Consider the following 23,698-nt stretch of genomic DNA (forward strand, 5'->3'; position numbering starts at 1 on the left):
TTAAAACTCTGGCTAGTTATTTTTCCTGAGCCGTTTTTACCCGTATTTTGTTGGTGCCCAGACGCGTCTCGTGCAACTTTGCCTTGGCTAATTTTGCCTGTTTTGCGTCGGGCATCTCAACGAAACCAAACCCTTTTGATTTTCCGGTTTCTTTATCCAGAACCAGAGTGCACTCGGTCACGGTGCCGTGTGCCTCAAATAGCTCGCGGATTTCCTGTTCGGTGGTGGTGCGGGCGAGATTACGAACTAATAGTTGCATGGTTGGCCATAGTGATAGGGGGTGATAGAAAGTGATGCCCGGGATTGTTTCAGTATGGCTGGATAAGAACAAGCGCAACAGCCAACTTTGCGTTTTTGGGAAGCCTTTTTCCGTTGATGTAAGCGCGCTCACACAAAAATTTCGGGTTCGCTAAACTAATAGTCCTCACAGGGGAGACTCAGCGTTTCCAGAGCAAATAGTTTTCAATCACATCCCTCACAAATACAGCGTAGTCGTCGACGCCAACGCCTTGATCACGATATTTTCGGCGTTTCAAATACCAATCCTGCAACAAGGCTTTTGTCATTAGGGAAACTAAACGTGCGTTTTTTGCTTCGTATATCTTTGCTTTGATGCCATCTTCAATCAAATCCAGAAAGATCTCTTCGATTTCAAGTTCGATCGCAACAGCGTCACGCTTTTCTGGAGCCGGTAGACTCTTTGCTTCCATGTAGGAAAAATAGAACCAGGCCCGCATTTGTTCGCTCAGATATAGATGGGCCTTGATGGCGGCAAACAATCGATCGCGTATATCCTCGACCTGGCTGGTGTAATGAAGAAGAGTCCGGCGCGTGATAATAAAACCGTGGCTTTGAATCAAATGAATCAGGTCGGCTTTGTTGCTAATGTAGGCGTATAACCCGCCCATGCTCATCCCTGAATCGGCGCACAAATCTCTCAATGTCATCGCATGAAAACCCTTGGAATTGGCCAGTCGAAGTGTTGACTCAATAATCCGTGTCAGGTTTTTGACCGCAGTTGCCTCCTTTTTAATGCTTATGCGGTCTTTGTTTTGACGGTAAACATCACGGATCACATCCTCCTTCGACAGGCTCAATTCGCCGCGAAACGCTTCATAATTTTCAATCATATCCGCTCCTGCGGCGATTATTCCAAGCCAAATTACGCGACCGACAAGAATCTGTCTTGAGTGGTCTGGTCAGCTCGCAGTTCGTCACTAGTGGCTTGATGGACAACCTGCCCTTTTTCCAGAATGTAGGCTCTCTGGGCATGTTTCAGTGCGAATCGAACATTCTGGTCAGTGAATATTATGGTCGTTGTCTGACTAAGATCGTCAATTAACTCCCCGATCTGCTGCACAATAACCGGGGCCAGCCCCTCATTGGGTTCATCCAGCAACAACAGCCTGGGCTGAGTCATCAACGAACGAGCTACCGCCAGCATTTGCTGCTGTCCACCAGACAAAGTCGCTCCGTCTTGATCTTCTCGCTCTCCCAACATTTCGTATTTCTTGAGGATATTATCCACTGTCCAGTGGGCGGCGCTCCCCCTGCGCTGATAAGCGGCCACTTCGAGGTTGTCCCGGACGCTCAGACTGGGAAAAATCCGGCGATCCTCCGGCACATAACCAATGCCTGAACGGGCAATTCGGTGCGGCGGCAAACCCTGAATTCGCTTGCCGTTAAAGATCACCTCACCAGATCGAGGAGGTGTTAAGCCGATAATACTTTTCAGTGTTGTACTCTTTCCGGCTCCGTTCCGGCCGAGTAGACAAACAGTCTCACCCTCTTCCAGTTGAAGAGTAACGCCTTGAAGCGCTTGGCTTTCGCCATAGAACGTCTGGATATTGCGAACATCAAGAATCATGCGCCGGTCTCCTCGGTCACTTCGTCTTCTTCCTCACCCAAGTAGGCACGTCGAACCTCGGGGTGGCTCTTCACTTCCGCTGGAGTGCCTGCAAACAACTTTTCACCACGGTGCATGACGAGAATGCGATCCGCTAAATCGAAGACCACATCCATATCATGCTCGGTGATGAGGAACGTATAGTCGCCACTGTTTGCCAGACTTTTGATCAGTCTTGTGGTTCGTCGGGTTTCCTCCGGCGTCATTCCTGCCGTTGGCTCGTCCAGCAGAACCAATTTTGGACGCGTCGCCAGAACCATCGCTATCTCTAACAGACGCTTGTCGCCATAACTGATGACCTCGGCACGTTGATCCTTGAGGCTATCGACACCCAGGCGCTTGAGGAGCTCTACCGCTTCCTGCTGAATGCCGGTGTTACGAGAGGCAATATTAAACAGCTTGCGACTGTGGCCGTGGTAAGCCGACAACACCACTTCAACGTTTTCTTGAACCGTCATCTCAGGAAAAATGTTGTTGATCTGAAAAGAACGTGAAATTCCCAATTTGCTAATTTTATGGGGTGGCAGGCCAGTAATGTTTTTACCATCAAGCGTGATATTGCCCTCAGAGGGCTGCATCCGGCCAGAAACCATGTTGTAAAACGTCGTTTTGCCAGCGCCGTTGGGGCCGATGATAGCCATGGTCTCCTTCCGCATGACGTCCAGATTGATGCTCGAAACCGCAGCGTTTCCGCCAAAACGTTTGGTGAGGTTTGATATTGTGAGAATTGGATTAGTCATTTCTTTATCTCCATCCACCAGTCAAGGACGGTGCCCAGTAAGCCCTTGCGGAAGAAAATAACCATCAGGGCGAGGATAATACCGAGAACAAGCATCCAGGACTCGGTAAAGCTGGTTATCCAGGTTTCCAGCAGTACAAACACCGCCGAGCCAACGAACGGTCCCAAAAAGTAGCCTGTGCCACCCAGAATAGCCATCAGTATCGGCTCTGCAGACATCGACCAATGCAGCAGTTCAGGGCTCGCAACTCGAAGGAACGGAGCAATCAGACCACCTGCCAAGCCAGCAAAAGAGCCTGCAATCACGAAGGCCACCAACCGATAAGTGCGCACATTCAGGCCGGCAAATGACACCCGCTCAGGATTCTGGCGAATAGCTCTCAGAATCATGCCGAATGAACTACGACAAACCAGATATAGCACCGCCGAGGCAATAACAACAATGGCTAGCACCACGTGATAGTAGACAGCTGGATTCGCCAGAGTCAGATCAAGCCCGAGCCCGAATGAGCCCAGGGAAAAGCCCGCTAGTCCGTCACTGCCATTGGTGACTGAGCGCCACTGGTATGCAATAGCAAAAACCATCATGCCAAAGGCCAGAGTCAACATGGCGAAATACACTTCATTCAGCCGAACGCAGAAGAAACCAATGATCAAGGCCAATAGCGCGGAGACACCCATGGATACCAGCAGGCCGACGACGAACGGCCACTCCAGATATATTAGCACCAGCGCCATGGCGTAGGAGCCGATACCGAAGAAGGCCGCATGCCCGAAACTCAGCATTCCTGTATAGCCAAAAATCAGATTAAAACTGGCTGCGAACAAGCCTAGAATAAGAATCTCGGTAAAAATGAAAATATAAAAATAAGAGGCAATCCACGGCACCGCAATCAGCCCCGCAATCACCAAAGTCAGCAAGGCCCATAAAATCTTGATCTTCATGCCGCTGCCCCTTTGCCCATAATGCCATTAGGTTTGAACAGCAGAACCAGCGCCATTCCCAAAAATGGCAAAAGCATGTTTACCTCTGGAAAATAACGACCACCAAAGCCATGGATCAGCCCGAGAATAATGGCGCCAAGCAAGGCCCCGGGGAAACTTCCAAGCCCACCGATTACCACCACAATGAAGGATTCGATAATAATTTTGTCACCCATGCCAGGATCCAGTGCACGCATCGGAGCTGCAATCACACCGCCGACAGCCGCAAGCCAGGCGCCAAAGGCAAACACACCCGTCACCACCAGCCGGGTATTGATACACAAGACCTCTGCCATATCGCGATCCAGAGCGGCAGCACGCATGATTCGACCGATTCGGGTCCGGTTAAACAGGAACCAGAGGCCAGCCAGCAGCGCCAGGCCCATGACAATCACAAACAGGCTGTATGTCGGTATGGAACTACCCATAATATCCATCGACCCGGCCAGCAGCTGAGGTGGTTGAACAACCTGAATTCCACTGCCCCAGATCATTCGCACGCTCTCGTTAATGATTAACAAAAGTGCGAAAGTGAGTAACAAACTGTCTGCTATATCCCTGGAATAAATATACCGTAATAAAAACCGGTCGATGAGAACCGCCAATATAGCCACGCCAAGCGGAGCCAATAGCAGCGCTGCCCAAAACGGCATTCCTACTATGTTGATCAGGGTAAATGCCAGGTACGCCCCCAGCATGTAGAGCGCTCCGTGAGCAAAGTTGATGATGTTTAAAACACCAAACACGATATTCAGTCCCACTGCGATAATGAACAGCAGAAGCCCGATATCAAGACTATTCAGCAACGCCGATCCGATGCCAGACATGGATTACCTCGTTTCGTTAGGGCCGGTGCCGTGACGCACCCAATGGGCGCCACGGCAATCGTTCAGGCAATCTCTAATTCAGAGATTGCAACCGGTCTCTTCGATAGAGCGAGCCACATCTTCGCCGTCAAAGATCTGCAGATCAGTCAGTGTGCGGATACCGTACTTGGAATTCATTGGGCCTGAAATACCCCAGTTCGGACTGACCATTGCCTGGTTATCGCCTTTGCGGAACGTAATCGTGCCGTTCGGAGCTTCCATGCTCATCCCACTAAGTGCCTTTGCAACTGCAGAGGCATCAGTAGTGCCCGCTGCTTCCATTGCCTTTTTATAGGCATAAATAGCGGCATAGGCACCTTCAGCGTTATAGCTGGGCGGAACGTCGTAGGCATCGACATACGCCTTAACAAAGTGGGCATTGACGTCGTTATCATAAGCGTCGTACCAGTACCGGGTAGAAAGGTGCACGCCTTCCGGCATCTCGTCGCCAAGAGCCGATAACACTTCGGTCGCCGCACCGACGGTAAACAGCAGTTCGTAGTCTTTTTCAAAGAATCCGCGATTGTTGGCCTGGCGAATGAAGTTAACCAGATCACCACCCCAAACAGAGATAAGAACACCGTCGGCATCTGAGTCCATCACCCGATCAATGAAGGGCGTAAAATCTTCAGCTCCAAAACGTGGGAAATTGGTCTCCGACATCAGGTTGACGTCAGGTTTGAGCTCTTTCAGGTAGTTTCCGAAAAACTCCCAGGATTGGTGACCGAAAGCATAGTCAGGGCCGATAGTCGTCCAGTTAGTGGCATCAAGTTTTTCAGCCACTAGAGCAGCGGCCTTCATGTTCTGGGCAACATTTACACTTATACGGTAGGTGAACGCATTACACAGTTTTCCGGTAACATCGGGAGTGGCTGCATGGGTAATAATGAGTGGTTTCTGCAGCTCGGGCATTGTCGGCACCATGCCCTGGGCGACGCCGGAACTATCCAGCCCTACCAAGGCGTCAACACCTTCCGAGTACACTAATTTGCGGGCTGCTTGTATGGCCACCGACGCTTTACCCTGGCTATCTTCGTAGACCATCTCGACTTGCCGGCCTAGAATTCCGCCAGAGGCGTTGATTTCATCGACCGCGAGGTTAATGCCCTTCTGGGCAAACTCACCATAGGTCGCAGCGCTGCCAGAGAGAATGTAGATTCCCCCTATGCGAATTGGCTCCTCCGCGTAACTGGTGCTTGCGGCACCCATCGCAGCGGCTGCGGTTATCGCAACCAGGATTTTTTTTACACGTGTTTTTATCATTGTAATGTTCCTTCCTTATTGTCTTTATTTTCAGCGGAACTTTCGAACCCAGTGTTTTAGGCCCGAATCACTTTGTTGAAAACGTTTTTGATGCTATCGCAACCTCCTTCTGACCACGGCCAGACTTATTATGGGAACAGCGAATCCCGAAGAATATTTTTGCGTATCTTTCCGGTAGCGGTTTTCGGCAACTCACCAAACACCACCTTCCTGGGCGCCTTGAAATGCGGCATGTGCTCCCTACAAAAAGCTATAATGTCCTCGCATGTTATCTCTTCACTATCGTCAATCAGATGGACAAAAGCACAAGGTACTTCGCCCCACTTTTCATCGGCCATTGCGACTACAGCAGCCTCGGAGACCTGTGGGTGGCGGTAAAGCACTTCCTCAACCTCAAGGCTAGAAATGTTCTCTCCGCCGGATATGATTACATCCTTGGCCCGGTCCCGAATCTCGACGTAGTGGTCAGGGTGCATGACCGCCAGGTCGCCCGTGTGAAACCATTCGTTACGAAAGGCATTGGCGGTCGCTTCCGGATTTTTCAGATAGCCCTTCATCACGGTGTTTCCCCGAATACAGATCTCACCCATGGTTTTGCCATCAGCAGGCACGGATTCACCACTAACAACATCGAGAACAGCAATCTCATCCAGCCCATGGGTGGAAACGCCCTGACGGGACATTTTCAATGCTCTTTGTTCCAGCGGAAGGGCCTGCCACTCGGGCTGGGGCACGCACAATGCGGATGGACCAAACGTCTCGGTCAAACCGTAGAGGTGAGTAATCTGAAAACCGATCTCTTCCGCTTTTCGAATCACACTGCTCGGGGGTGCTGCACCACCCAAAGCGAACTGGGTCGAACGGGACAGCTTCAGCTTTTCTCGCCCGAGCTCTTGCAGCAACATGTTCATTACCACCGGCGCTCCGCACATATGAGTCACTCGGTAAGTCTCGATATGGCGATAAATGTTCATCGGGTCCACATCCCGGAGACAAACGTGGGTTCCACCCACTGCCGTTATCGCCCAAGTGTAGGCCCAACCATTGCAATGGAACATCGGAAGAGTCCACAAGTAGACCGTCTCAGGCGTCATTTGAAACACCATGGAGTTGGTCATCGCGGCCAGAAAAGCACCACGATGGTGGTAAATCACGCCTTTCGGATTACCCGTTGTACCCGATGTATAGTTCAGAGCAATAGCATCCCACTCGTCATTGGGGCGCTGCCAACTGGCCTCCGCATTCCCCTCTAACAGAAGGTTTTCATAATCCTGTTGTGCAAGTCCATCACTCACGCCCGCTTTACTCTCGATAGAAATCAGAAGTGGCGGCGCTTCCAGCTCCGAGACCGCTGCACGCACCACATCCTCCCAATCTGTGTCATAGAACAGCACACGCGCCTCGCCATGCCCTAAAATAAAGGAGAGCGTTGCGGCATCCAGGCGAATATTAATCGTATTAATGACGGCACCTGCCATCGGCACGGAGTAGTGAGACTCAAGCATCTCGTGGCTATTCGGGCTTAGTATGGCGACCGTATCTCCGGGATTAACACCTCTGCGTCTCAGCGCATCACTCATCTGGCAGCAGCGTCGGTATAGCTCACCATAGGAAAGCACCAGGTCGACATCGATTACGGCCTGTTTATCCGGATACACAGTTGCCGAGCGCTGTAGCAACGTAAGTGGTGTCAGTGCGGAAAAATTGGCGCGTGTTCTGTCGAACTTTTTGTACTTATTCATGTTTCATCGCTTCAGGTAGCCCGGGCTGTTTATTCCCAAACGAGCCTCCGTTAAAGTTCGTAGAACGTCACGCAGGGCCGGTTCTCTACCATCTAGCCGACGCTTACGAATCGCCTCGGCGAGAGATGTTTCGCCTTCAACATTAGGATTCGGTTGAGATCGAGCCTCTAAAAATGTGCTAACAGCCTGGTCTGCCTCCTCCACCTTGGCCTGCTCGCTTTGCCCAAGCTCGCGTATTGCCATACTCATGACGTTAGCAATCATTAACGCTTCGTATTTTCGCGCGCCGGTGAGTTCTGGTGTCAGTGAGTTGAGCAGCACTTGGCGAGCTTCCATCAATAGGTCATGGTTGTCCGGTCGATTAATCACTGGTTGTCCTCCAGTTCCTGAATCTGAGTCAACAAATCAAACTCCATCTTAGCGACCATTCGACCCGTCAGCGCCAACTCTAACGAGCGTTGTTCGCCGGAGATGTGCCGACGCGCCTGTTGAAGCGCGATGATGGCCCAGCGCATAAGCGCCATCACCTCCCAATAACTAACGGCTGCCGAATCAATATCAGTGCCACCAGCTTCGCGGTAGCCGTCCAGAAAATCCCGCTTCTCACCGACTCCACCGGCTTCCCGCTCATTCGCACCAAACCGCCAACTTCGGCTGAAAAACCAACCAAGGTCCTCCGCTGGGTCACTCCAGGCGGCGAACTCCCAATCCAGGATAGCTGTCAGCTTTTCACCCGCCATCATGTAGTTTCCGGTTCGAAAATCGCAGTGACACAGCACCGTTGGACCCGGTTCGGGCGTGTTGTCTTCCAACCAGTTTAGCGCCCACTCCAGAACGGGGTGCGGTTCCGCAATTTCCTGAAGGTGTCGCCGGTAAGTCGCTACACGGCTCAGCGCTGCATCGCCTTGATCAGGCAATGTCAGAAAATCCAGTGAACGCATGGGTGGTCGCACTGTATGTAATTTGGCAAGCTCTGCACCTAGCCGACGCACAATAATACAGCGTTGCTCAGCCGTTAAATCTGACTTAACCAATTGGCGTGGTGATGCGCTCCCACCCGCCAAGGTCATGACGTAAAAAAGCTGCCCGCTGACATCAAGATCCTCGCAAAGCCAAAGCGGTTTCGGGACCGTAACACCTGCTTTAAACGCTGCTTCGAGCACCCGAAATTCCTCGGGTCTGGACAAGCTTTCCGCAATGCCTGAAGGGGCATCTTGTCGCACCACAAATTCCTGAAGACCTGATTGCACCCCACCTTCAATGTCCAGACTCAATCCAAAGTTGTCTTGAATGGCACCTCCGGAGAGCTTATTAAACGCAATCACTTTGGCGCTTCGAGCACCAGATTGGTGAACAATAAACTGGTTAAAAACCTCCGCAAGCTCAGACATAGGTTTACACTCCCCAGCGCCAGAAATCAGCGCGCTCAGCCAACAATGTTTTTGAGAATACCATCTTATGAATCTCGGATGCGCCATCAACCAGACGCGCCTGGCGCGCATAGCGATAAATCCATTCCAGCGGTGTGTCTTTGGAGTAGCCCCTCGCACCACACAATTGAATGGCGGTATCGACAGCCTTGTGTAGGGTATCGGCGACCGCCACTTTGGCCATAGAGACTTCTTTTCTGGCAAAGTCACCTTGGTCCAGCTTCCACGCAGCGTGCATGGTCAGTAGCCGACCGACTTGGATATCCATAGCAGCCTCGCCCAAAAGCCATTGCACACCCTCGCGCTGACCCAGTGTCTGACCGAAGGATTCACGCGTATTGACATATTCGGTGGCTATTTCGAGGGAACGCCGAGCCAAACCAAGCCAACGCATACAGTGCGTAAGCCGCGCAGTTCCAAGTCGAATTTGGGTAACCTTAAGGCCATCGCCGACTTCCATCAGGCGGTTCTCATCTGGAATTTCCAAGCCATCGAACCGGATTTCGCAGTGCCCACCATGTTCTTCCGGTCCCATGATAGGAATGCGCCGAACAATCTCCCACCCGGGATCATCCTTATGGAACATGAAGGCGGTTAAACCCTTTCTGGTATCGTCTGAGGTTCGAGCAATCAGGATGAAATGAGAGGCTGCGGCAGCGCCGGTAATATAGTGTTTATGCCCGTGGATAACCCATTTTTCACCCACACGCTTCGCACTTGTCTGCATCATGCCGGGGTCTGAGCCGCAGCCGGGAGGTGGCTCCGTCATCGCAAATGCCGATCGCACCGTTCCCTCCACAATGGGCTTTAGCCAACGCTCCTGTTGCGCTTCAGTAGCCACCTTCGCCAATACCATCATGTTGCCATCATCGGGTGCCGCAGAATTGAACACCACTGGGCCAAAAATCGAGCGGTTCATTTCTTCATAACAAGCAGCCATGCCCGAGATATCAAGCCCTTTTCCACCAAGGTGCTCAGGAATCTGTAAACACCACAGGCCCTCCTGCTTTGCCTTGGTGCGCATGATTTCCAGATGCTCAAGCGCAATGTTTTCATGTTCATCGTAGGCGTCTGGATTACTTTCCAGCGGCAACAGATTCTGTTCCACAAAGTCTCTTATCCGCACTCGATAAGACTCGTTCTTAGCGTTGAGATTGAAATCCACAGGAAGAACCTCTTTATAGTGAAGATTGCAGATGACCGCCATCCACCACGAGGGTGCTGCCGGTCATGTAGTTTGAGAGTTCCGATGCCAGAAGTAACAATGGGCCACACAGATCGCCTGGCTGCCCAAGGCGCCGCTGCGGAATGCGGTGAATCATTTTCTGGCCCGGTTCGGTGGCAAAGAAGTCTCTATTCAGGTCAGTTTCTATATAACCAGGTGCCAACGCGTTGACCCGAATACCATAGCGAGCCCACTCCAGAGCCAGAACGCGAGTCAACTGCTCAACCCCTGCTTTAGCGACAGCATAAGGTGCAACATTACCCGCCGCACGATGCCCGAGAATGGAGGAAATCATTATGATGCTTCCGCGCCGGCCCTCGCCGGACAAGCGGCGGGCCGCCTCGGTAGCAACCAACCAACAGCCTTTAAGGTTCGTGTCGACAACGCTGTCCCAGTCATCACCTGTGCAGTTCAGAGCTTTTTTGCTGATGGCCACACCAGCATTAGCCACGACCACATCAGGAATGCCAACTCTGGCAGCCATAACATCGAAGGCCTGTGTAACGCTGAGTTCATCACTAACGTCCATTGGAACAATATGAATTCGATCGGAATGATCGGGAAATTCTGATTTGAGGCGTTTAAGAGCTTCACAGCGCCGACCGCTAACGATGACGGTAGCGCCGGTATCAAGCAAACAGCGGGTGAAGCTTTGTCCCAACCCGCCTGCAGCGCCCGTGATAAGCGCGATCTTGCCATCAGTACGCAAAGGCCAGTGGGTGTTATCAGGATGTTTTTTATTAGAATTATTCATTTTTTAAACCCTCTGCTCAAAAATATAAACCGAGCGCTCGATTTATTCAAGAAAGTAAGCGAAAAAATTTTTGGGCCAGAGTGGTTCAATGAGCGCTGGGATATTGCCTATCGTGAAGTCCCGAAACGGTTGAAAAACTTAGGGTCTGCCGTGTTTCGGGTGGCAACTAGTGTTTGTCGAAGTTTTCCAGAAACCGATAACGCTCCGCGCGCGCCGTGCGCATTTCCACTTCGCGATTGTTTGCCAACACTTCCTGCACGTAGCTGATGTGTTCGCCTGCGCTGCGCCGGGCGTCGTCTGGCCGTGCTTCCATAATGGCCTGAAACAGCTCGCTGTGCTGGGTCACCAGGCGCTCGCGAGTTTCGCCGCGCAGTTCGTACATGCCGCCAATGTTTGTCACCACGTTGCGTTTGAGTAGGTCAAACAGGCCGCGCATGGTGTGCAGTAACACCATGTTGTGGCTGGCCTCGGCAATAGCCATGTGAAAGCGCGCGTCGGTAACGCCTTCTTTGGAACGAGCCTCTTGGGTGTGGGGGCTATCGCTGTAACAGGCCTGAAGTTCTTCAAAGGCTGCCTGCAAGTGTTGGCGGTCTATTTCGGTGGCGCGCAAGGCGGCGTAGTAGGCACAATCTGCTTCCAGGGTGCGGCGGAACTCCAGCAAATCCTGATGGGCCTCTGGGTGGCTTTCCAGCAGCGCCAGTAATGGGTCGCTAAAACTAGACCCCAGCTTGTCGCTGACGTAATTTCCACCGCCTTGACGGCTGATCAGCAGCCCTTTGGTCACCAGCTTCTGCACCGCTTCTCGCAGTGACGGCCGTGAAACCCCAAACTGCTCGGCCAGAGCCCGCTCTGCGGGCAGCCGTTCGCCGGGCTTCAGGGCGCCTTCCAGAATCATGCTTTCCAGCCGATCCATAATCGTGTCAGATAGCCGGCGTTGGCGAATCTGTGGCATTTCCATCTTTGACACCTTTGGTAAGACCAATTCCTAAATCTAACAAGGTTTTGCTGTCTCCATCAATACCCCCGTATGACTACGTATACTAATGTCTATTAAATTTCGTTTGACACTGCACCTGATGTTTTTTTAACCTGTCGGCACTAAGTTGTAAATTGGTATTACCAATTGTAAGAGGCTTAGCCAATAACAAGTACAGGAGCTCTTTGATGTCGACGAGTTTATTTGCCTTTGTTCCCATTCTGCTGATCGGCCTGCGGCGGCCGGCTCGCCAGGCCATGGCGGCGAGGGTGCAACGTTGCGCCGCACGGTATGGCCAACGCTGTATTACGTGCTGATGACAGGCATAATTGCTTTAATTGCGGCCTATGTGTTGGACTTTACAGACCCGTTAATGGCTCTTTAACCAGCTAATGGCTCTTTAGTTAGCTGAAGGCTCTTTAATCAGCTGAAGGCTCTAGAACATTGCATTGAAGGCGCCCCGTGCTTGCGGGGCGCACATCCTGCAACCTGAACAGGACATGCCTGATGATCATTTCTGCGTCTACCGACTACCGCGTTGCGGCCAAACGTCGGCTTCCACCTTTTCTGTTTCATTACATCGACGGCGGCTCATACAACGAGCACACGCTTAAACGCAACGTTGAAGACCTGTCAGACATTGCCCTGCGCCAGCGGGTACTGAATGACATGACCCAGCTGGACCTGACCACCGAGCTGTTTGACGAAACCCTGTCAATGCCGGTAGCTCTGTCGCCGGTAGGTTTGACCGGCATGTTCGCTCGCCGCGGTGAAGTGCAGGCCGCCCGCGCTGCTGCCAATCTGGGCGTGCCGTTTACCATGTCGACCGTGTCGGTGTGCCCGATTGAAGAAGTGGCCCCCGCCATCAGCCGGCCTATGTGGTTTCAGCTGTATGTGTTGAAAGACCGCGGCTTTATGCGCAACGCGCTGGAGCGGGCCAAAGCCGCCGGTGTAACCACCCTGGTGTTCACTGTAGACATGCCAGTGCCCGGCGCCCGCTACCGCGATGCCCACTCCGGTATGAGCGGGCCCTACGCGGCGCAACGTCGCATATTACAAGCGATGACGCACCCGCACTGGGCGTTGAATGTGGGCTTGCTGGGCAAGCCCCATGACCTGGGCAACATCTCCGCTTACCGCGGCAGCGCCACCGGCTTGGGAGACTATATTGGCTGGCTGGGTGACAATTTTGACCCGTCCATCTGCTGGAAAGACCTGGAGTGGATTCGCGAATTCTGGGATGGCCCGATGGTCATCAAGGGCATATTAGACCCCGACGACGCCCGTGATGCCCGCAGCTTTGGCGCCGATGGCATTATTGTATCGAACCACGGTGGTCGCCAGCTCGACGGTGTGCCTTCTACTTGCCGCGCATTGCCTGCCATTGCGGACGCAGTGAAAGGCGATATGAAAATTCTGGTGGATTCAGGCATTCGTACCGGTCTGGATGTGTTGCGCATGTTGGCCCTGGGCGCCGACTGCACAATGATCGGGCGCGCCTACATTTACGCACTGGCGGCGGATGGCGAAGCGGGCGTTACTAACCTGCTGAAACTGATTGAAAGCGAAATGCGCGTAGCGATGGTGCTCACCGGTGCGCGAACCATCGCTGACATCAGCCCTGAATTGCTGGTCCGTGAATTGAAACAGGCGGCCCGGTAGGCCCTTATTGGTAATAAGAGAGTTGTTATGAGTTTGCCCGCCGATTTTGTGAGTGCCGTAAACCAGCTGATCCCGGCACCGCGCCGTTTTGACGATCCGCTGTCAACACTGGCCTTCGGTACCGACGCCAGCTTCTACCGCTTGATTCCCAAGCTGGTGGTGCGGGTGAACGCCGAACACGAGGTCGTCGCGCTGCTGCAATTGGCGGGTAAGCACCGAGTACCGGTTACCTTTCGGGCTGCCGGTACCAGCTTGTCGGGCCAGTCCATCAGCGATTCGGTGCTGATGGTGCTGGGCGACGGCTGGAACCAGCGGGATATTCTGGATAACGGTGCCCGTATTCGCCTGCAACCGGGTGTGATTGGCGCTCAGGCTAACGCCGCTCTGGCGCCCCTGGGGCGCAAAATCGGGCCAGATCCAGCGTCTATTAACGCCTGCAAAATTGGCGGCATTGTTGCCAACAACGCCAGCGGCATGTGCTGCGGAACCGCACAAAACAGCTATAAAACCCTGAACGCCATGCGCCTGGTGCTGGCAGACGGCCAGGTGTTAGACAGCGAAGACCCCGCCAGCGTGGCTGCCTTCAGTAGCAGTCACGCTGAACTATTGGAACAGCTGGCGCAATTAGGCCGGGACACCCGCGCTAACAGCCCGCTGGCGGAGCGAATCCGTCACAAATATCGAATGAAAAACACCACCGGTCTGTCGCTGAACGCGCTGGTGGATTTTGACGATCCGCTGGATATTCTGACTCACCTGATGGTGGGTTCTGAAGGCACCCTGGGCTTCATCAGTTCCGTCACTTACAACACCGTGCCCGAATATCCACACAAAGCCACCACTCTGGTGGTGTTCGGCAATGTTGAAGACTGCTGCCGCGCCGTGCCGCTGTTGAAACAGCAGCCGGTGGATGCGGTGGAATTACTCGACCGACGCAGTATACGATCGGTGGAAGACCAACCCGGCCTGCCAGCCTGGGTAAAAGCTCTGTCAGACAGTGCCTGTGCCTTACTGATTGAAACCCGCGCCGTCAGCCAGTGGCTGCTGCACGAACAGATAGAGCTGATTCGCGCGGTGCTGGCGCCGTTCCACGTGGAACAACAGGTCGATTTCACCGAAGACGCCACTTTGTCTGGCCAGCTGTGGGCCATCCGCAAAGGCACATTCCCGGCTGTCGGCGCCGTGCGCCCCACGGGTACCACGGTGATTATTGAAGACGTGACCTTTCCTATCCCGCAGCTGGCGGAAGGCGTCAACCGACTGATCAAGCTGTTTGAAAAACACAGTTACCACGAAGCCATCCTGTTCGGTCATGCTTTGGAAGGTAACCTGCACTTTGTGTTCACCCAGAGTTTTGACGACCCGGCCCAGGTAGAGCGTTATGCAGCGTTTATGGGCGAGGTGGCTCAGCTGGTGGCCGTGGAGTTTGGCGGTTCGCTGAAAGCCGAACACGGCACAGGCCGAAATATGGCGCCGTTTGTGGAGCTGGAGTGGGGCACCGATGCCTACCAGCTAATGTGGAAAATAAAGCGCCTGCTGGACCCACAGGGAATATTGAATCCAGACGTGGTTCTGTCTGAAGACCCCGACATCCATCTGAAGAATCTCAAGCCCATGCCAGCGGCCAACGAGATTATCGATAAGTGCATTGAATGCGGTTTCTGCGAGCCGGTGTGCCCGTCTAACGGCCTGAGCCTGAGCCCGCGCCAGCGCATTGTGATCTGGCGTGACATTCAGGCCAAAAAGCGCGCGGGTGTAGATACCCGTGAGCTGGAAGAAGCCTACCAATATCAGGGAATAGACACCTGCGCCGCCACGGGTCTTTGCGCCCAGCGTTGCCCCGTGGGCATCAACACCGGGGACCTGGTGCGCGAGCTGCGCGCCGACAAGGCGCACCACAATAGCCGTGCTGATTGGCTGGCCGCACACTTTGCGACGGCCCTGAAGGGCACCCGGCTGATGCTGACAACGGCCGACACCGCCAACCGTTTGTTAGGCGCACCTCGCCTGCAGCGTTGGACCGAAGCCAGTAAAAAACTCAGTGGTGGTCGTGTTCCGTCCTGGAACCCAGCCACGCCGCAACCGGTACGCTGGGTTGAACATGCGAAACCAGCGGTAGCCACTGAAAAGCCGCGGGTGGTGTACTTGCCGGCGTGCGTGTCCCACGTCATGGGCCCGGCGCGTTCTGACAGCGAGCAGGCGCCGCTGCTGGAAAAAACCCGACAGCTGTTGGAAAAGGCCGGCTACGAGGTTGTGTTCCCAGAGGCCATGGATTCGCTGTGCTGCGGCCAGCCGTTTGCGTCCAAAGGCTACCCCCAGCAGGCAGATCGCAAACGCAGCGAAATGCTGGCAGCGGTAAAGCGCGCCAGCCGCGACGGCCGCGACCCAATCTACTGCGACACCAGTCCCTGCACCCTGCGGTTGCTGCAACAACAGGATCACGGTCTGGATATTTACGATCCGGTGCGGTTTATTCGCAGCCATCTGTTCGATCGGCTTGAGTTTATGCCACAGAGCGAATCCGTGGCGGTACACGTTACCTGCAGCACCCAGCATCTGGGGGAAGGGCAGGCACTGATCGATATCGCCCGTAAGTGCAGTACCCATGTTGTGGTGCCGGAAGACATTCATTGCTGCGGCTTTGCCGGCGACAAAGGCTTCACCACGCCGGAACTGAACGGCCACGCTTTGCGAACCTTGCAACCGGTGGTACAGAATTGCACCGAGGGTGTATCAACTAGCCGTACCTGTGAAATTGGATTAAGCAGCCACAGTGGCGTGGATTATCACAGCCTGGTGTATCTGGTAGACCGGGTAACTCGGCCAGCCCAAGCCCCCGCCTGAAAATTAACGGGCTTTTATGTGCAGATTTTTGGCGATTTGATAGTCTTAAAAGACGTTTCAATGGATCAAGGTGAGCGCCATGGATTGCCCCTCTGCAGTACTGTTCAAAAATGGCTACCGCAAGCGCGGTTTGGCGTTAATGGTTGTGTGTACGGCCTGCCTGCTCGGTTTTGCATTGGCGTCGCCACCGGCGTTAGCAGACCCAACGCAGACTCGTCAGATTTTGCAGGTGGGCTACATGGAATTTCCGCCGTTCACGTATCAAAACAGTCGGGGCCAGGCAGCGGGTGAATTCATCGACATCACTCGCAAAGTTGTTCTTGAAGCGGGTTACACCACCGAGTTTGTCTTCCTACCTCCCAGCCGCCTGCTGCTGCACCTGCGTAACGGCACAGTAGACTTGGCGCCGAGTCTCAGTGGCACGCCGTTGTTGGTTTACGAAACCCTGGAAAGCTGGGTAAGCCCGGTCACTCTGGAATTGCACGCCTGGCACCTGAACACAACGGAAACACTGAAAACTTTTGACCAGATCAAGCACAAACGTGTAATTGTCATCAGCGGCTATAACTACGGCGGGCTGATGTCGTGGATGGAGAAACAGAGCGATATAGCCCTGACCGAAGCGCCAGGCCATCGCGCCGCAATTGAAATGCTTAAGCGCAATCGCGGTGACTATTTGCTGGATTATCATAAGCCTGTGCAGGAATTGCTGTCGGCGCCTGGCGACGAAAATCTTCATTCCACCAAGCTGTTATCACGAGAAGGCGTATGGGTGTTTGCCCTCAGTCGTCCGCAGGCTGAAATATGGCGCGAACAATTTGATGACGCCTACATCCGCCTCGCTGAAAAAGGCGAGGTGCCACCGTTGCGGCGCTTGGGGCCAGGCTATAAAATTACCGGCTTTCCGAATTTATAAGCGTTATGGCGCCTTCATGAGTTGTATATCGCCATACCAGGCGCTTGCTTTTTCGCCGGTGTTGTCGGAATCCGACATGATGGCAATGCCGATAATGGCTGGTGGCTCTTCCCCAAAGGCCTTGCGGTAGTCCGCCGTAATATCCCGCTCAACGCTTACCCAGTCACCGGTTTTTTCCACGCCGCTGCTCACCGCTAACATTCGGGTTTTATCGGTGTAAGGGTTATTCACCCATTCGCCGATAGGCAGCCGGTTCGCCCAAATGTAGTTAATGGCATTACCCGGTAGCGTTTCTCCGAACATCACCTCCACCGCTTTGCGCTTTGCGCGCTCAAAAAAACCGGCGTTGTCGGGCTGAAACTCAAAAGCCACGTAAATGCGCGCCGGGTAGTCATCACCGTTTTTGCTGCGGGCATCGCCCTTGGCAAACACATTCGACACCTTCCAGCGCCAATGCAGAATCAACGAATCCTGAGGCTGCACGTTTACCCGCGCAATCAGCCCGGATGCGCTTCCAGCCGTGTCGGCTTTGACCACCTGAACACCGTCTTCAACCAACAGTTGATAGCGGGAATGCTGATCTATGTTGGGGAATTCCAGAGGCTCCCAGCCGTCGGAGATGCTTGTCATCTCAGAGAAACGGGGCAGGTGGGGCGCTGTCTTCTCTGATTGAGAAAATGCGACTGAGCTGAACATGAACAGCGCCAGTATCGCGAGTGTTGTTGAGAGTGATGTCGGGCGTGATATCGGGAGTGATATCGGGAGTGATATCGGGAGTGATATCGAAAGTGCCGAGAGTATGGAGAGAATCTTGTTCATTGGGTTATTCCCGTATATAGTGTTTATGTTCTTGGTTAAATACCAGATGTAGTGAGCTTTGATCATTTTTTGACGGCTCGCATCACTATAGCTGGTAACGGGAATCCGGTGAGACTCCGGAACTGACGCGCAGCGGTATTGGGGAACAAGTGTGGCACAAAGACACTGGCAGTTGCCGGGAAGTCGCCACACAAGGCCGAACGAACAGACACACCGTTCACGCCCCTAAGTCCGAAGACCTGCCAAGAACGCATCACTGCACCTTCGCGACACAGGTGAGCAGCAACAGTTTCAGTAACAGCACTCTGGTCTGCATGGCTTGGTGCGTGTTATTGCCCGATGGCATCTTCAAAAGTTGTCTCGGTTGTGACTGCCTGCGTACGCGAAGACAACGAATAAACGCGTATTCAGGATAACCCGCTATGTCTGCCCTCTCTAACGATCTGTCGAACAAACTACAGGCCGAAACCCCCGCGGCGAGCACGGCCACCGCGGCATCGCTGCAAGTGATTAAGCGCAACGGCAACCTGGTCAATTTTACCCCTTCAAAAATCGGCGTTGCCGTCACCAAAGCGTTTCTGGCGGTGGAAGGCGACCAGGCGGCAGGCTCTGCCCGCATAAATGACGCCGTTCACAGGGTAACCGACCAGGTGGTACAGGCCATCAGCCGCCGCCTGAAAGCGGGCGGTAAAGTGCACATTGAAGACATTCAAGACCAGGTAGAACTGGCCCTGATGCGCGCCGAGGAACAGAAAGTGGCGCGGGCCTACGTTCTCTACCGTGAAGAGCACGCCCGCGAACGCGCCCTGCACGAGCCGGTAGAAGCTCACCCAACCCTGACGGTAAAACAAGCTGGCGGCCGCACCGTACCGCTAGACCTGGGCTTGATGAAACAGCAGGTCGACAACGCAGCCTTCGGGCTAGATGGCATTGACGCCGAATCCCTGGTGGAAGAATCCATACGCAACCTGTACAACGGCATCGACGAAGCCGAGGTGCTGTCGGCGCTGATTATGACCGCCCGCGGCCGCATAGAGCGCGAACCGGACTACAGCGCCGTAACCGCCCGTCTGCTGCTGGAACAGCTGCGGCTGGAAAGCGTCACCGCGCTGAAACTCGACACCTCTTTAAGCCTTGCCGACGTCTACCCGCAAGCCCTGAGTACCTTCATCAACGCCGGCATTCGTTACGAATTGCTGGACGAAGCCATGGCCGCTTTCGACATGGAACGCCTGGGCGCTGCATTGAAACCCGAGCGTGACCTTCAGTTTGGCTTTCTGGGTCTGCAGACCCTGTATGACCGGTACTTCCTGCACTGGAAAGAAGACCGCCTGGAATTGCCGCAGGTCTTTTTCATGCGCGTCGCCATGGGCCTGTCCCTGCGTGAAGACGATCCCAACAGCCGCGCCATCGAGTTTTATGACTTGCTGTCGTCCTTCGACTATATGTCGTCTACCCCCACATTGTTCAACAGCGGCACCCGCCATTCCCAGCTGTCGTCCTGCTACCTAACCACCGTGGACGACGACCTGGAAGCCATCTACGGGTCGATTCGTGATAACGCCATGTTGTCAAAATGGGCCGGCGGTTTGGGTAACGACTGGACACCGGTGCGGGCCATGGGTGCACGCATCAAAGGCACCAACGGCCAAAGCCAGGGCGTAGTGCCTTTCCTGAAAGTGGTGAACGACACCGCCGTTGCCGTGAACCAGGGCGGCAAACGCAAAGGCGCGGTGTGTGCCTATCTGGAAAGCTGGCACCTGGACATCGAAGAGTTTCTGGAACTGCGTAAAAACACCGGTGACGAACGCCGCCGCACCCACGACATGAACACCGCCAATTGGGTGCCAGATTTGCTGATCGAGCGCATGCGTCAAGATCGCGACTGGACCCTGTTCAGCCCCAACGACGCGCCCGATTTGCACGATTTATACGGCAACGCCTTTCGCGAGCGCTACCAGCACTACGAAGCCTTGGCGGCAGAAGGCAAAATCGAACTGTTCAAAACCATCCCCGCCAAGCAGCTGTGGCGCAAAATGCTGACCGTGCTGTTTGAAACCGGTCACCCGTGGATAACCTTCAAAGACCCCTGCAACCTGCGCTCGCCGCAGCAGCACAAAGGCGTGGTACACAGCTCTAACCTGTGCACAGAAATCACCCTGAACACCAGCGCCGACGAAATCGCCGTGTGCAACCTGGGTTCGGTAAACCTGGCCGCTCACATCAATAACGGCGAGCTGGATGTAAAACGCCTGGAGCGCACCGTAGACACCGCCGTGCGGATGCTTGATAACGTTATAGACATCAACTTTTACGCCGTACCCCAAGCGCGTAACTCCAACCTGAAACACCGCCCGGTGGGCCTGGGTTTGATGGGCTTCCAAGACGCGCTCTACGCTTTGCGCCTGTCATACACCAGCCCGCAAGCGGTCGAATTTGCCGATGTGGCCATGGAGCAGCTGAGCTACTTCGCCATTCGTGCTTCTGCCCGGCTGGCGGCCGAACGTGGCGCTTATGAAAGCTACGAAGGTTCCCTGTGGAGCCAAAAAATACTGCCCATCGATTCCATCGAACGGCTAAAAGCCGCCCGCCTTGAAGGCGACCTGAGCGTAAACACCGACAGCCGCCTGGACTGGGCGCCAGTGCGTGACCTGATTGCCAAGCACGGCATGCGCAACAGCAACGTGATGGCCATTGCGCCTACCGCCACCATTTCCAACATCGTGGGCGTGTCGCAATCCATCGAGCCGGCGTACCAGAACCTGTTCGTAAAATCGAACCTGTCGGGCGAATTCACCGTGGTGAACCCCTCGCTTGTGCGTGACCTGAAGGCCGAAGGCCTGTGGGACAACGTGATGGTGAATGACCTGAAATACTACGACGGCAGCGTGCAGCAAATCGAACGCATACCCACCGAACTGAAATCCCGCTACGCCACCGCGTTTGAAATAGACGCTCGCTGGCTGGTAGAAGCCGCATCACGCCGCCAAAAGTGGCTGGACCAGGGCCAAAGCCTGAACCTGTACATGGCCCAACCCAGCGGTAAAAAACTCGACGAACTCTACCAACTGGCCTGGGAGCGCGGCCTGAAAACCACCTATTACCTGCGATCTTTGGGCGCCACCGGCGCCAACGAACAAGCCGCAACAGTCGCCGCACCGCAGCCCCAGGTTTGCAGCATTGACGAACCAGACTGCGAAGCGTGCCAGTAAGCCCAGCGCCCGAACTCCGGGGACAGACTTCAAGTCTGTCCCCTTACTCAACTCCCAGGGGACAGACTTCAGTCTGTCCCCGTATTCAAAGGAAAAAAACCATGTTGAACTGGGACGAAGACAAAAAACCCGAAAGTAAGATTGCTCTCAACAGCAGCGTGGCCCCGGTAAACGTTGACGACAAACGCGTGATCAACGGCAACACCGACGTAAACCAGCTAGCCCCGTTCAAGTACCCCTGGGCCTGGGAATACTTCATGAACGCCAACAAAAACCACTGGACGCCGCTAGACGTGAACATGTCGCAAGACGTTCACGACTACCACCACCGCTTGAACCCGGCGGAAAAGCACGTGTTCGAAAACGTACTGGCCTACCTGACCACCTCCGACATACTGGCCATGCGCAACATCGGCCTGGCCGTGATGGAAAAAATGACCGCGCCTGAGCTGCAGATTTACCAGGCGCGCCAGGTTTACGAAGAAGCCGTGCACACCTGGACCTACCAGCACTGCATTGAAACCCTGAACCTGGACCAGGGCGAAATCTACAACCGCTATCGCGTCGTGCCGCAAATCAACGGCAAAATCCAGATGGCCAACCGCCGCCTGAACGCCGCCATGCGCTCCGACATCAATCTGCGCAACAAAGACGACCTGCAAGAATTCATCATGTCGTATTTGTTCTTTGCCGCCGTGTTTGAAGGCTGCTGGTTCTACAACGGCTTCAGCCCCATCTTCGCCCTGCAACGCCGCGGCCTGATGCGCGGCACCGGCGAACAGTTCCAATACATCCTGCGCGACGAAGCCATGCACTTCTCCTTTGGCCTGAAAGTGGTTAACCAGATCCTGGAAGAAGAAAACATCAGCTTCGACCCCAAAGCCGTGCGCGACATGTGGGACGAATCCGAAGCCGCCGAAAGTGACTACGCCAACTACATCCTGCGCGACCCCATACTGGGCTATTCCGCGGAATACCACATCGAACAGTTCCGCTTCGTAGCCAACCGCCGTGCCCGCACCGTAAACCTGCCCGAACCCTTCCCCGGGGCCAAAAACGTATCACCCTGGTTGGAAGAACAAGCCACCATGCGCAAAGAAAAGAACTTCTTTGAAACGCGAGTGATTGAATACCAGACGGGTGCCCAGTTGGAGTGGTAAGGCGCGCCGAGAGGACATACTAAGGGGATAGAACAAGGAACAAGGGGACAGATTTCAAATCTGTCCCCTATCAATCGAATAGCCAAAGCCGCGAAGACCCAGAGCACGACTGACCACTCAACCCAAAGGGCTACGAACCCCTGCAAAGCCTTGCCCAAGAACATGGGTGTAGATCTGGGTGGTACGTAAATCAGCATGGCCAAGCAAATCCTGAACCGTGCGAATGTCGTTACCGCGCTTTAAAAGCTCGGTGGCGAAGGAGTGCCTGAAAGTGTGGCAGCCTGCGGGTTTGCCAATACAAGCTTGTTTTACGGCATTACGCACAGATCTTTGCACAGACGTAATATGGCGGTGATGGCGCGCGACATTACCCAGATTGTCAGAACTCAGAGAAGGCGAAGAAAACAGCCACTGCCATTCCAGCGAGTGCCCAGCGTTCGAGTATTTGCGTGAGAGTGCATGAGGCAAACTAACAGGGTGTTGAAACTGGGGGTCTTTCTGTTTCCAGGCCTTACAGATGTTATCAGCGTGACTTTTCAGTTCGGCAATAAGTGTTCCCGGCAACAGCGTTGTACGGTCTTTAGCACCTTTACCATCACGCACTGTTATAACCTGTTGGTTAAAATCTAAATCCTTAATACGAAGCCTGCAGGCTTCGGTGACACGAAGGCCCGACCCGTACATCAGCGAAGCGATTATGTGGTCGGGATGGCGTAGCTTTCCGATAATGCACATTGCCTCCTCATGAGTGAGTACTACCGGTAACTTCCGTGGTTTCTTTGAGCGGATAACCTCGCCGATTTCCCCGAGGGGCTTATCAAGCACTTTGGCGTATAAAAACACCAGGGCATTCAGTGCCTGCGACTGAGTCGCGGCTGCCACGTTCCGATGAACAGCCAGCCAGGTCAGAAACTCATTAACGTCCCGTGGGCCCATATCCCGGGGGTGCTTCATCTGGTGGAAGCGGATGAAATAGCGAATCCAATACCAGTAGGTTTTTTCTGTACGGATGCTGTAGTGATTCACACGAATGACGGCATGAACCTGATCGCGCAATCGAAGTGGCTTCCCATCCATGGGTTGACTCCTGTAGTAACTGTATGTTTGTACAGTATTATTATGAGAGCGGATCATAGAAGTCAAATGATTACGTGGAAGAATCGAAAATGTTCGACTAAGCTGTTGTTTTATAAATCCATG

General features: G+C 54.0%; 20 protein-coding genes and 1 riboswitch. Of the genes, 5 read left to right on the top strand and 15 right to left on the bottom strand.

Going from position 1 to position 23,698, the window contains the following annotated elements; genetic code table 11:
* Positions 1-16: 16 nt before the first annotated feature.
* The 13 genes from MELB17_RS00080 to MELB17_RS00140 all read right to left on the bottom strand — a co-directional run bounded on the left by MELB17_RS00080 (position 17) and on the right by MELB17_RS00140 (position 11,867).
* A complete protein-coding gene (locus tag MELB17_RS00080) occupies positions 17-259 on the bottom strand; it encodes an RNA recognition motif domain-containing protein (protein ID WP_036183026.1) in 243 nt (80 codons plus the stop codon).
* A gap of 178 nt (positions 260-437) precedes the next feature.
* Positions 438-1,130 (bottom strand): TetR/AcrR family transcriptional regulator, encoded by a 693-nt coding sequence (locus MELB17_RS00085; protein WP_007348051.1) that lies wholly within the window; start codon positions 1,128-1,130, stop codon positions 438-440.
* A 32-nt stretch (positions 1,131-1,162) separates the two neighbouring features.
* Complete coding sequence (locus MELB17_RS00090) at positions 1,163-1,867, bottom strand: ABC transporter ATP-binding protein (protein ID WP_007348052.1); 705 nt, start codon at positions 1,865-1,867, stop codon at positions 1,163-1,165.
* The gene (locus tag MELB17_RS00095; RefSeq protein WP_007348053.1) at positions 1,864-2,646 is read right to left on the bottom strand and encodes an ABC transporter ATP-binding protein; all 783 of its coding nucleotides are present in this window, start codon (positions 2,644-2,646) and stop codon (positions 1,864-1,866) included. The genes MELB17_RS00090 and MELB17_RS00095 overlap by 4 nt, the downstream gene beginning before the upstream one ends.
* Complete coding sequence (locus MELB17_RS00100) at positions 2,643-3,590, bottom strand: branched-chain amino acid ABC transporter permease (RefSeq protein WP_007348054.1); 948 nt, start codon at positions 3,588-3,590, stop codon at positions 2,643-2,645. Before MELB17_RS00100 ends, MELB17_RS00095 begins: the two co-directional genes overlap by 4 nt.
* On the bottom strand, positions 3,587-4,456 hold the full coding sequence (locus MELB17_RS00105; RefSeq protein ID WP_007348055.1) for a branched-chain amino acid ABC transporter permease: 870 nt from the start codon (positions 4,454-4,456) through the stop codon (positions 3,587-3,589). The genes MELB17_RS00100 and MELB17_RS00105 overlap by 4 nt, the downstream gene beginning before the upstream one ends.
* Before the next feature lie 78 nt (positions 4,457-4,534).
* The gene (locus MELB17_RS00110; protein ID WP_007348056.1) at positions 4,535-5,758 is read right to left on the bottom strand and encodes an ABC transporter substrate-binding protein; all 1,224 of its coding nucleotides are present in this window, start codon (positions 5,756-5,758) and stop codon (positions 4,535-4,537) included.
* 128 nt (positions 5,759-5,886) lie between these two features.
* Positions 5,887-7,500, bottom strand: coding sequence for an AMP-binding protein (locus MELB17_RS00115; protein ID WP_007348057.1), 1,614 nt, complete (start codon positions 7,498-7,500; stop codon positions 5,887-5,889).
* 3 nt (positions 7,501-7,503) lie between these two features.
* Positions 7,504-7,869 carry a DUF6285 domain-containing protein gene (locus MELB17_RS00120; protein ID WP_007348058.1) on the bottom strand — a complete coding sequence of 122 codons (366 nt, stop codon included), beginning with the start codon at positions 7,867-7,869 and terminating at the stop codon, positions 7,504-7,506.
* A complete protein-coding gene (locus tag MELB17_RS00125; protein WP_007348059.1) occupies positions 7,866-8,891 on the bottom strand; it encodes a phosphotransferase family protein in 1,026 nt (341 codons plus the stop codon). The genes MELB17_RS00120 and MELB17_RS00125 overlap by 4 nt, the downstream gene beginning before the upstream one ends.
* Before the next feature lie 4 nt (positions 8,892-8,895).
* The gene (locus MELB17_RS00130) at positions 8,896-10,095 is read right to left on the bottom strand and encodes an acyl-CoA dehydrogenase family protein (RefSeq protein WP_007348060.1); all 1,200 of its coding nucleotides are present in this window, start codon (positions 10,093-10,095) and stop codon (positions 8,896-8,898) included.
* A gap of 13 nt (positions 10,096-10,108) precedes the next feature.
* The gene (locus tag MELB17_RS00135) at positions 10,109-10,909 is read right to left on the bottom strand and encodes an SDR family NAD(P)-dependent oxidoreductase (protein WP_007348061.1); all 801 of its coding nucleotides are present in this window, start codon (positions 10,907-10,909) and stop codon (positions 10,109-10,111) included.
* Between the two features lie 166 nt (positions 10,910-11,075).
* Positions 11,076-11,867, bottom strand: a complete 792-nt coding sequence (locus MELB17_RS00140; protein WP_007348062.1) for a GntR family transcriptional regulator — start codon at positions 11,865-11,867, stop codon at positions 11,076-11,078.
* 525 nt (positions 11,868-12,392) lie between these two features.
* On the opposite strand from MELB17_RS00140, the gene lldD reads away from it, so the two are divergent.
* The 3 genes from lldD (at position 12,393) to MELB17_RS00155 (ending at position 17,307) form a co-directional block, all read left to right on the top strand.
* On the top strand, positions 12,393-13,547 hold the full coding sequence (gene lldD, locus MELB17_RS00145) for an FMN-dependent L-lactate dehydrogenase LldD (RefSeq protein WP_007348063.1): 1,155 nt from the start codon (positions 12,393-12,395) through the stop codon (positions 13,545-13,547).
* Positions 13,548-13,574: 27 nt separating this feature from the next.
* Positions 13,575-16,391, top strand: coding sequence for an FAD-binding and (Fe-S)-binding domain-containing protein (locus MELB17_RS00150; protein ID WP_007348064.1), 2,817 nt, complete (start codon positions 13,575-13,577; stop codon positions 16,389-16,391).
* Between the two features lie 79 nt (positions 16,392-16,470).
* Positions 16,471-17,307 (top strand): substrate-binding periplasmic protein, encoded by an 837-nt coding sequence (locus MELB17_RS00155; RefSeq protein ID WP_007348065.1) that lies wholly within the window; start codon positions 16,471-16,473, stop codon positions 17,305-17,307.
* 3 nt (positions 17,308-17,310) lie between these two features.
* Here MELB17_RS00155 and MELB17_RS00160 read toward each other — a convergent pair whose 3' ends face one another.
* Positions 17,311-18,003 carry a DUF3047 domain-containing protein gene (locus MELB17_RS00160; RefSeq protein ID WP_007348066.1) on the bottom strand — a complete coding sequence of 231 codons (693 nt, stop codon included), beginning with the start codon at positions 18,001-18,003 and terminating at the stop codon, positions 17,311-17,313.
* 176 nt (positions 18,004-18,179) lie between these two features.
* Positions 18,180-18,388, top strand: a riboswitch (cobalamin riboswitch).
* Positions 18,389-18,548: 160 nt separating this feature from the next.
* Between MELB17_RS00160 and MELB17_RS00165 the strand changes: the two genes are divergently transcribed.
* Together MELB17_RS00165 and MELB17_RS00170 are read left to right on the top strand one after the other, a co-directional pair.
* Complete coding sequence (locus MELB17_RS00165; protein WP_007348068.1) at positions 18,549-21,338, top strand: ribonucleoside-diphosphate reductase subunit alpha; 2,790 nt, start codon at positions 18,549-18,551, stop codon at positions 21,336-21,338.
* 101 nt (positions 21,339-21,439) lie between these two features.
* Complete coding sequence (locus MELB17_RS00170) at positions 21,440-22,498, top strand: ribonucleotide-diphosphate reductase subunit beta (RefSeq protein WP_007348069.1); 1,059 nt, start codon at positions 21,440-21,442, stop codon at positions 22,496-22,498.
* A gap of 117 nt (positions 22,499-22,615) precedes the next feature.
* Here MELB17_RS00170 and MELB17_RS00175 read toward each other — a convergent pair whose 3' ends face one another.
* A complete protein-coding gene (locus MELB17_RS00175) occupies positions 22,616-23,575 on the bottom strand; it encodes an integron integrase (RefSeq protein ID WP_007348070.1) in 960 nt (319 codons plus the stop codon).
* Positions 23,576-23,698 lie beyond the last annotated feature (123 nt).

The sequence above is a fragment of the Marinobacter sp. ELB17 genome (assembly GCF_000169375.1).
Taxonomy (GTDB): Bacteria; Pseudomonadota; Gammaproteobacteria; order Pseudomonadales; family Oleiphilaceae; genus Marinobacter.

What these genes read in the sequence shown, in the direction of transcription:
- MELB17_RS00080 (WP_036183026.1), bottom strand. Translation starts at nt 259, where the DNA reads ATGCAACTATTAGTTCGTAATCTCGCCCGCACCACCACCGAACAGGAA.
- MELB17_RS00085 (WP_007348051.1), bottom strand. Translation starts at nt 1,130, where the DNA reads ATGATTGAAAATTATGAAGCGTTTCGCGGCGAATTGAGCCTGTCGAAG.
- MELB17_RS00090 (WP_007348052.1), bottom strand. Translation starts at nt 1,867, where the DNA reads ATGATTCTTGATGTTCGCAATATCCAGACGTTCTATGGCGAAAGCCAA.
- MELB17_RS00095 (WP_007348053.1), bottom strand. Translation starts at nt 2,646, where the DNA reads ATGACTAATCCAATTCTCACAATATCAAACCTCACCAAACGTTTTGGC.
- MELB17_RS00100 (WP_007348054.1), bottom strand. Translation starts at nt 3,590, where the DNA reads ATGAAGATCAAGATTTTATGGGCCTTGCTGACTTTGGTGATTGCGGGG.
- MELB17_RS00105 (WP_007348055.1), bottom strand. Translation starts at nt 4,456, where the DNA reads ATGTCTGGCATCGGATCGGCGTTGCTGAATAGTCTTGATATCGGGCTT.
- MELB17_RS00110 (WP_007348056.1), bottom strand. Translation starts at nt 5,758, where the DNA reads ATGATAAAAACACGTGTAAAAAAAATCCTGGTTGCGATAACCGCAGCC.
- MELB17_RS00115 (WP_007348057.1), bottom strand. Translation starts at nt 7,500, where the DNA reads ATGAATAAGTACAAAAAGTTCGACAGAACACGCGCCAATTTTTCCGCA.
- MELB17_RS00125 (WP_007348059.1), bottom strand. Translation starts at nt 8,891, where the DNA reads ATGTCTGAGCTTGCGGAGGTTTTTAACCAGTTTATTGTTCACCAATCT.
- MELB17_RS00135 (WP_007348061.1), bottom strand. Translation starts at nt 10,909, where the DNA reads ATGAATAATTCTAATAAAAAACATCCTGATAACACCCACTGGCCTTTG.
- MELB17_RS00140 (WP_007348062.1), bottom strand. Translation starts at nt 11,867, where the DNA reads ATGGAAATGCCACAGATTCGCCAACGCCGGCTATCTGACACGATTATG.
- lldD (WP_007348063.1), top strand. Translation starts at nt 12,393, where the DNA reads ATGATCATTTCTGCGTCTACCGACTACCGCGTTGCGGCCAAACGTCGG.
- MELB17_RS00150 (WP_007348064.1), top strand. Translation starts at nt 13,575, where the DNA reads ATGAGTTTGCCCGCCGATTTTGTGAGTGCCGTAAACCAGCTGATCCCG.
- MELB17_RS00155 (WP_007348065.1), top strand. Translation starts at nt 16,471, where the DNA reads ATGGATTGCCCCTCTGCAGTACTGTTCAAAAATGGCTACCGCAAGCGC.
- MELB17_RS00160 (WP_007348066.1), bottom strand. Translation starts at nt 18,003, where the DNA reads ATGTTCAGCTCAGTCGCATTTTCTCAATCAGAGAAGACAGCGCCCCAC.
- MELB17_RS00165 (WP_007348068.1), top strand. Translation starts at nt 18,549, where the DNA reads ATGTCTGCCCTCTCTAACGATCTGTCGAACAAACTACAGGCCGAAACC.
- MELB17_RS00170 (WP_007348069.1), top strand. Translation starts at nt 21,440, where the DNA reads ATGTTGAACTGGGACGAAGACAAAAAACCCGAAAGTAAGATTGCTCTC.
- MELB17_RS00175 (WP_007348070.1), bottom strand. Translation starts at nt 23,575, where the DNA reads ATGGATGGGAAGCCACTTCGATTGCGCGATCAGGTTCATGCCGTCATT.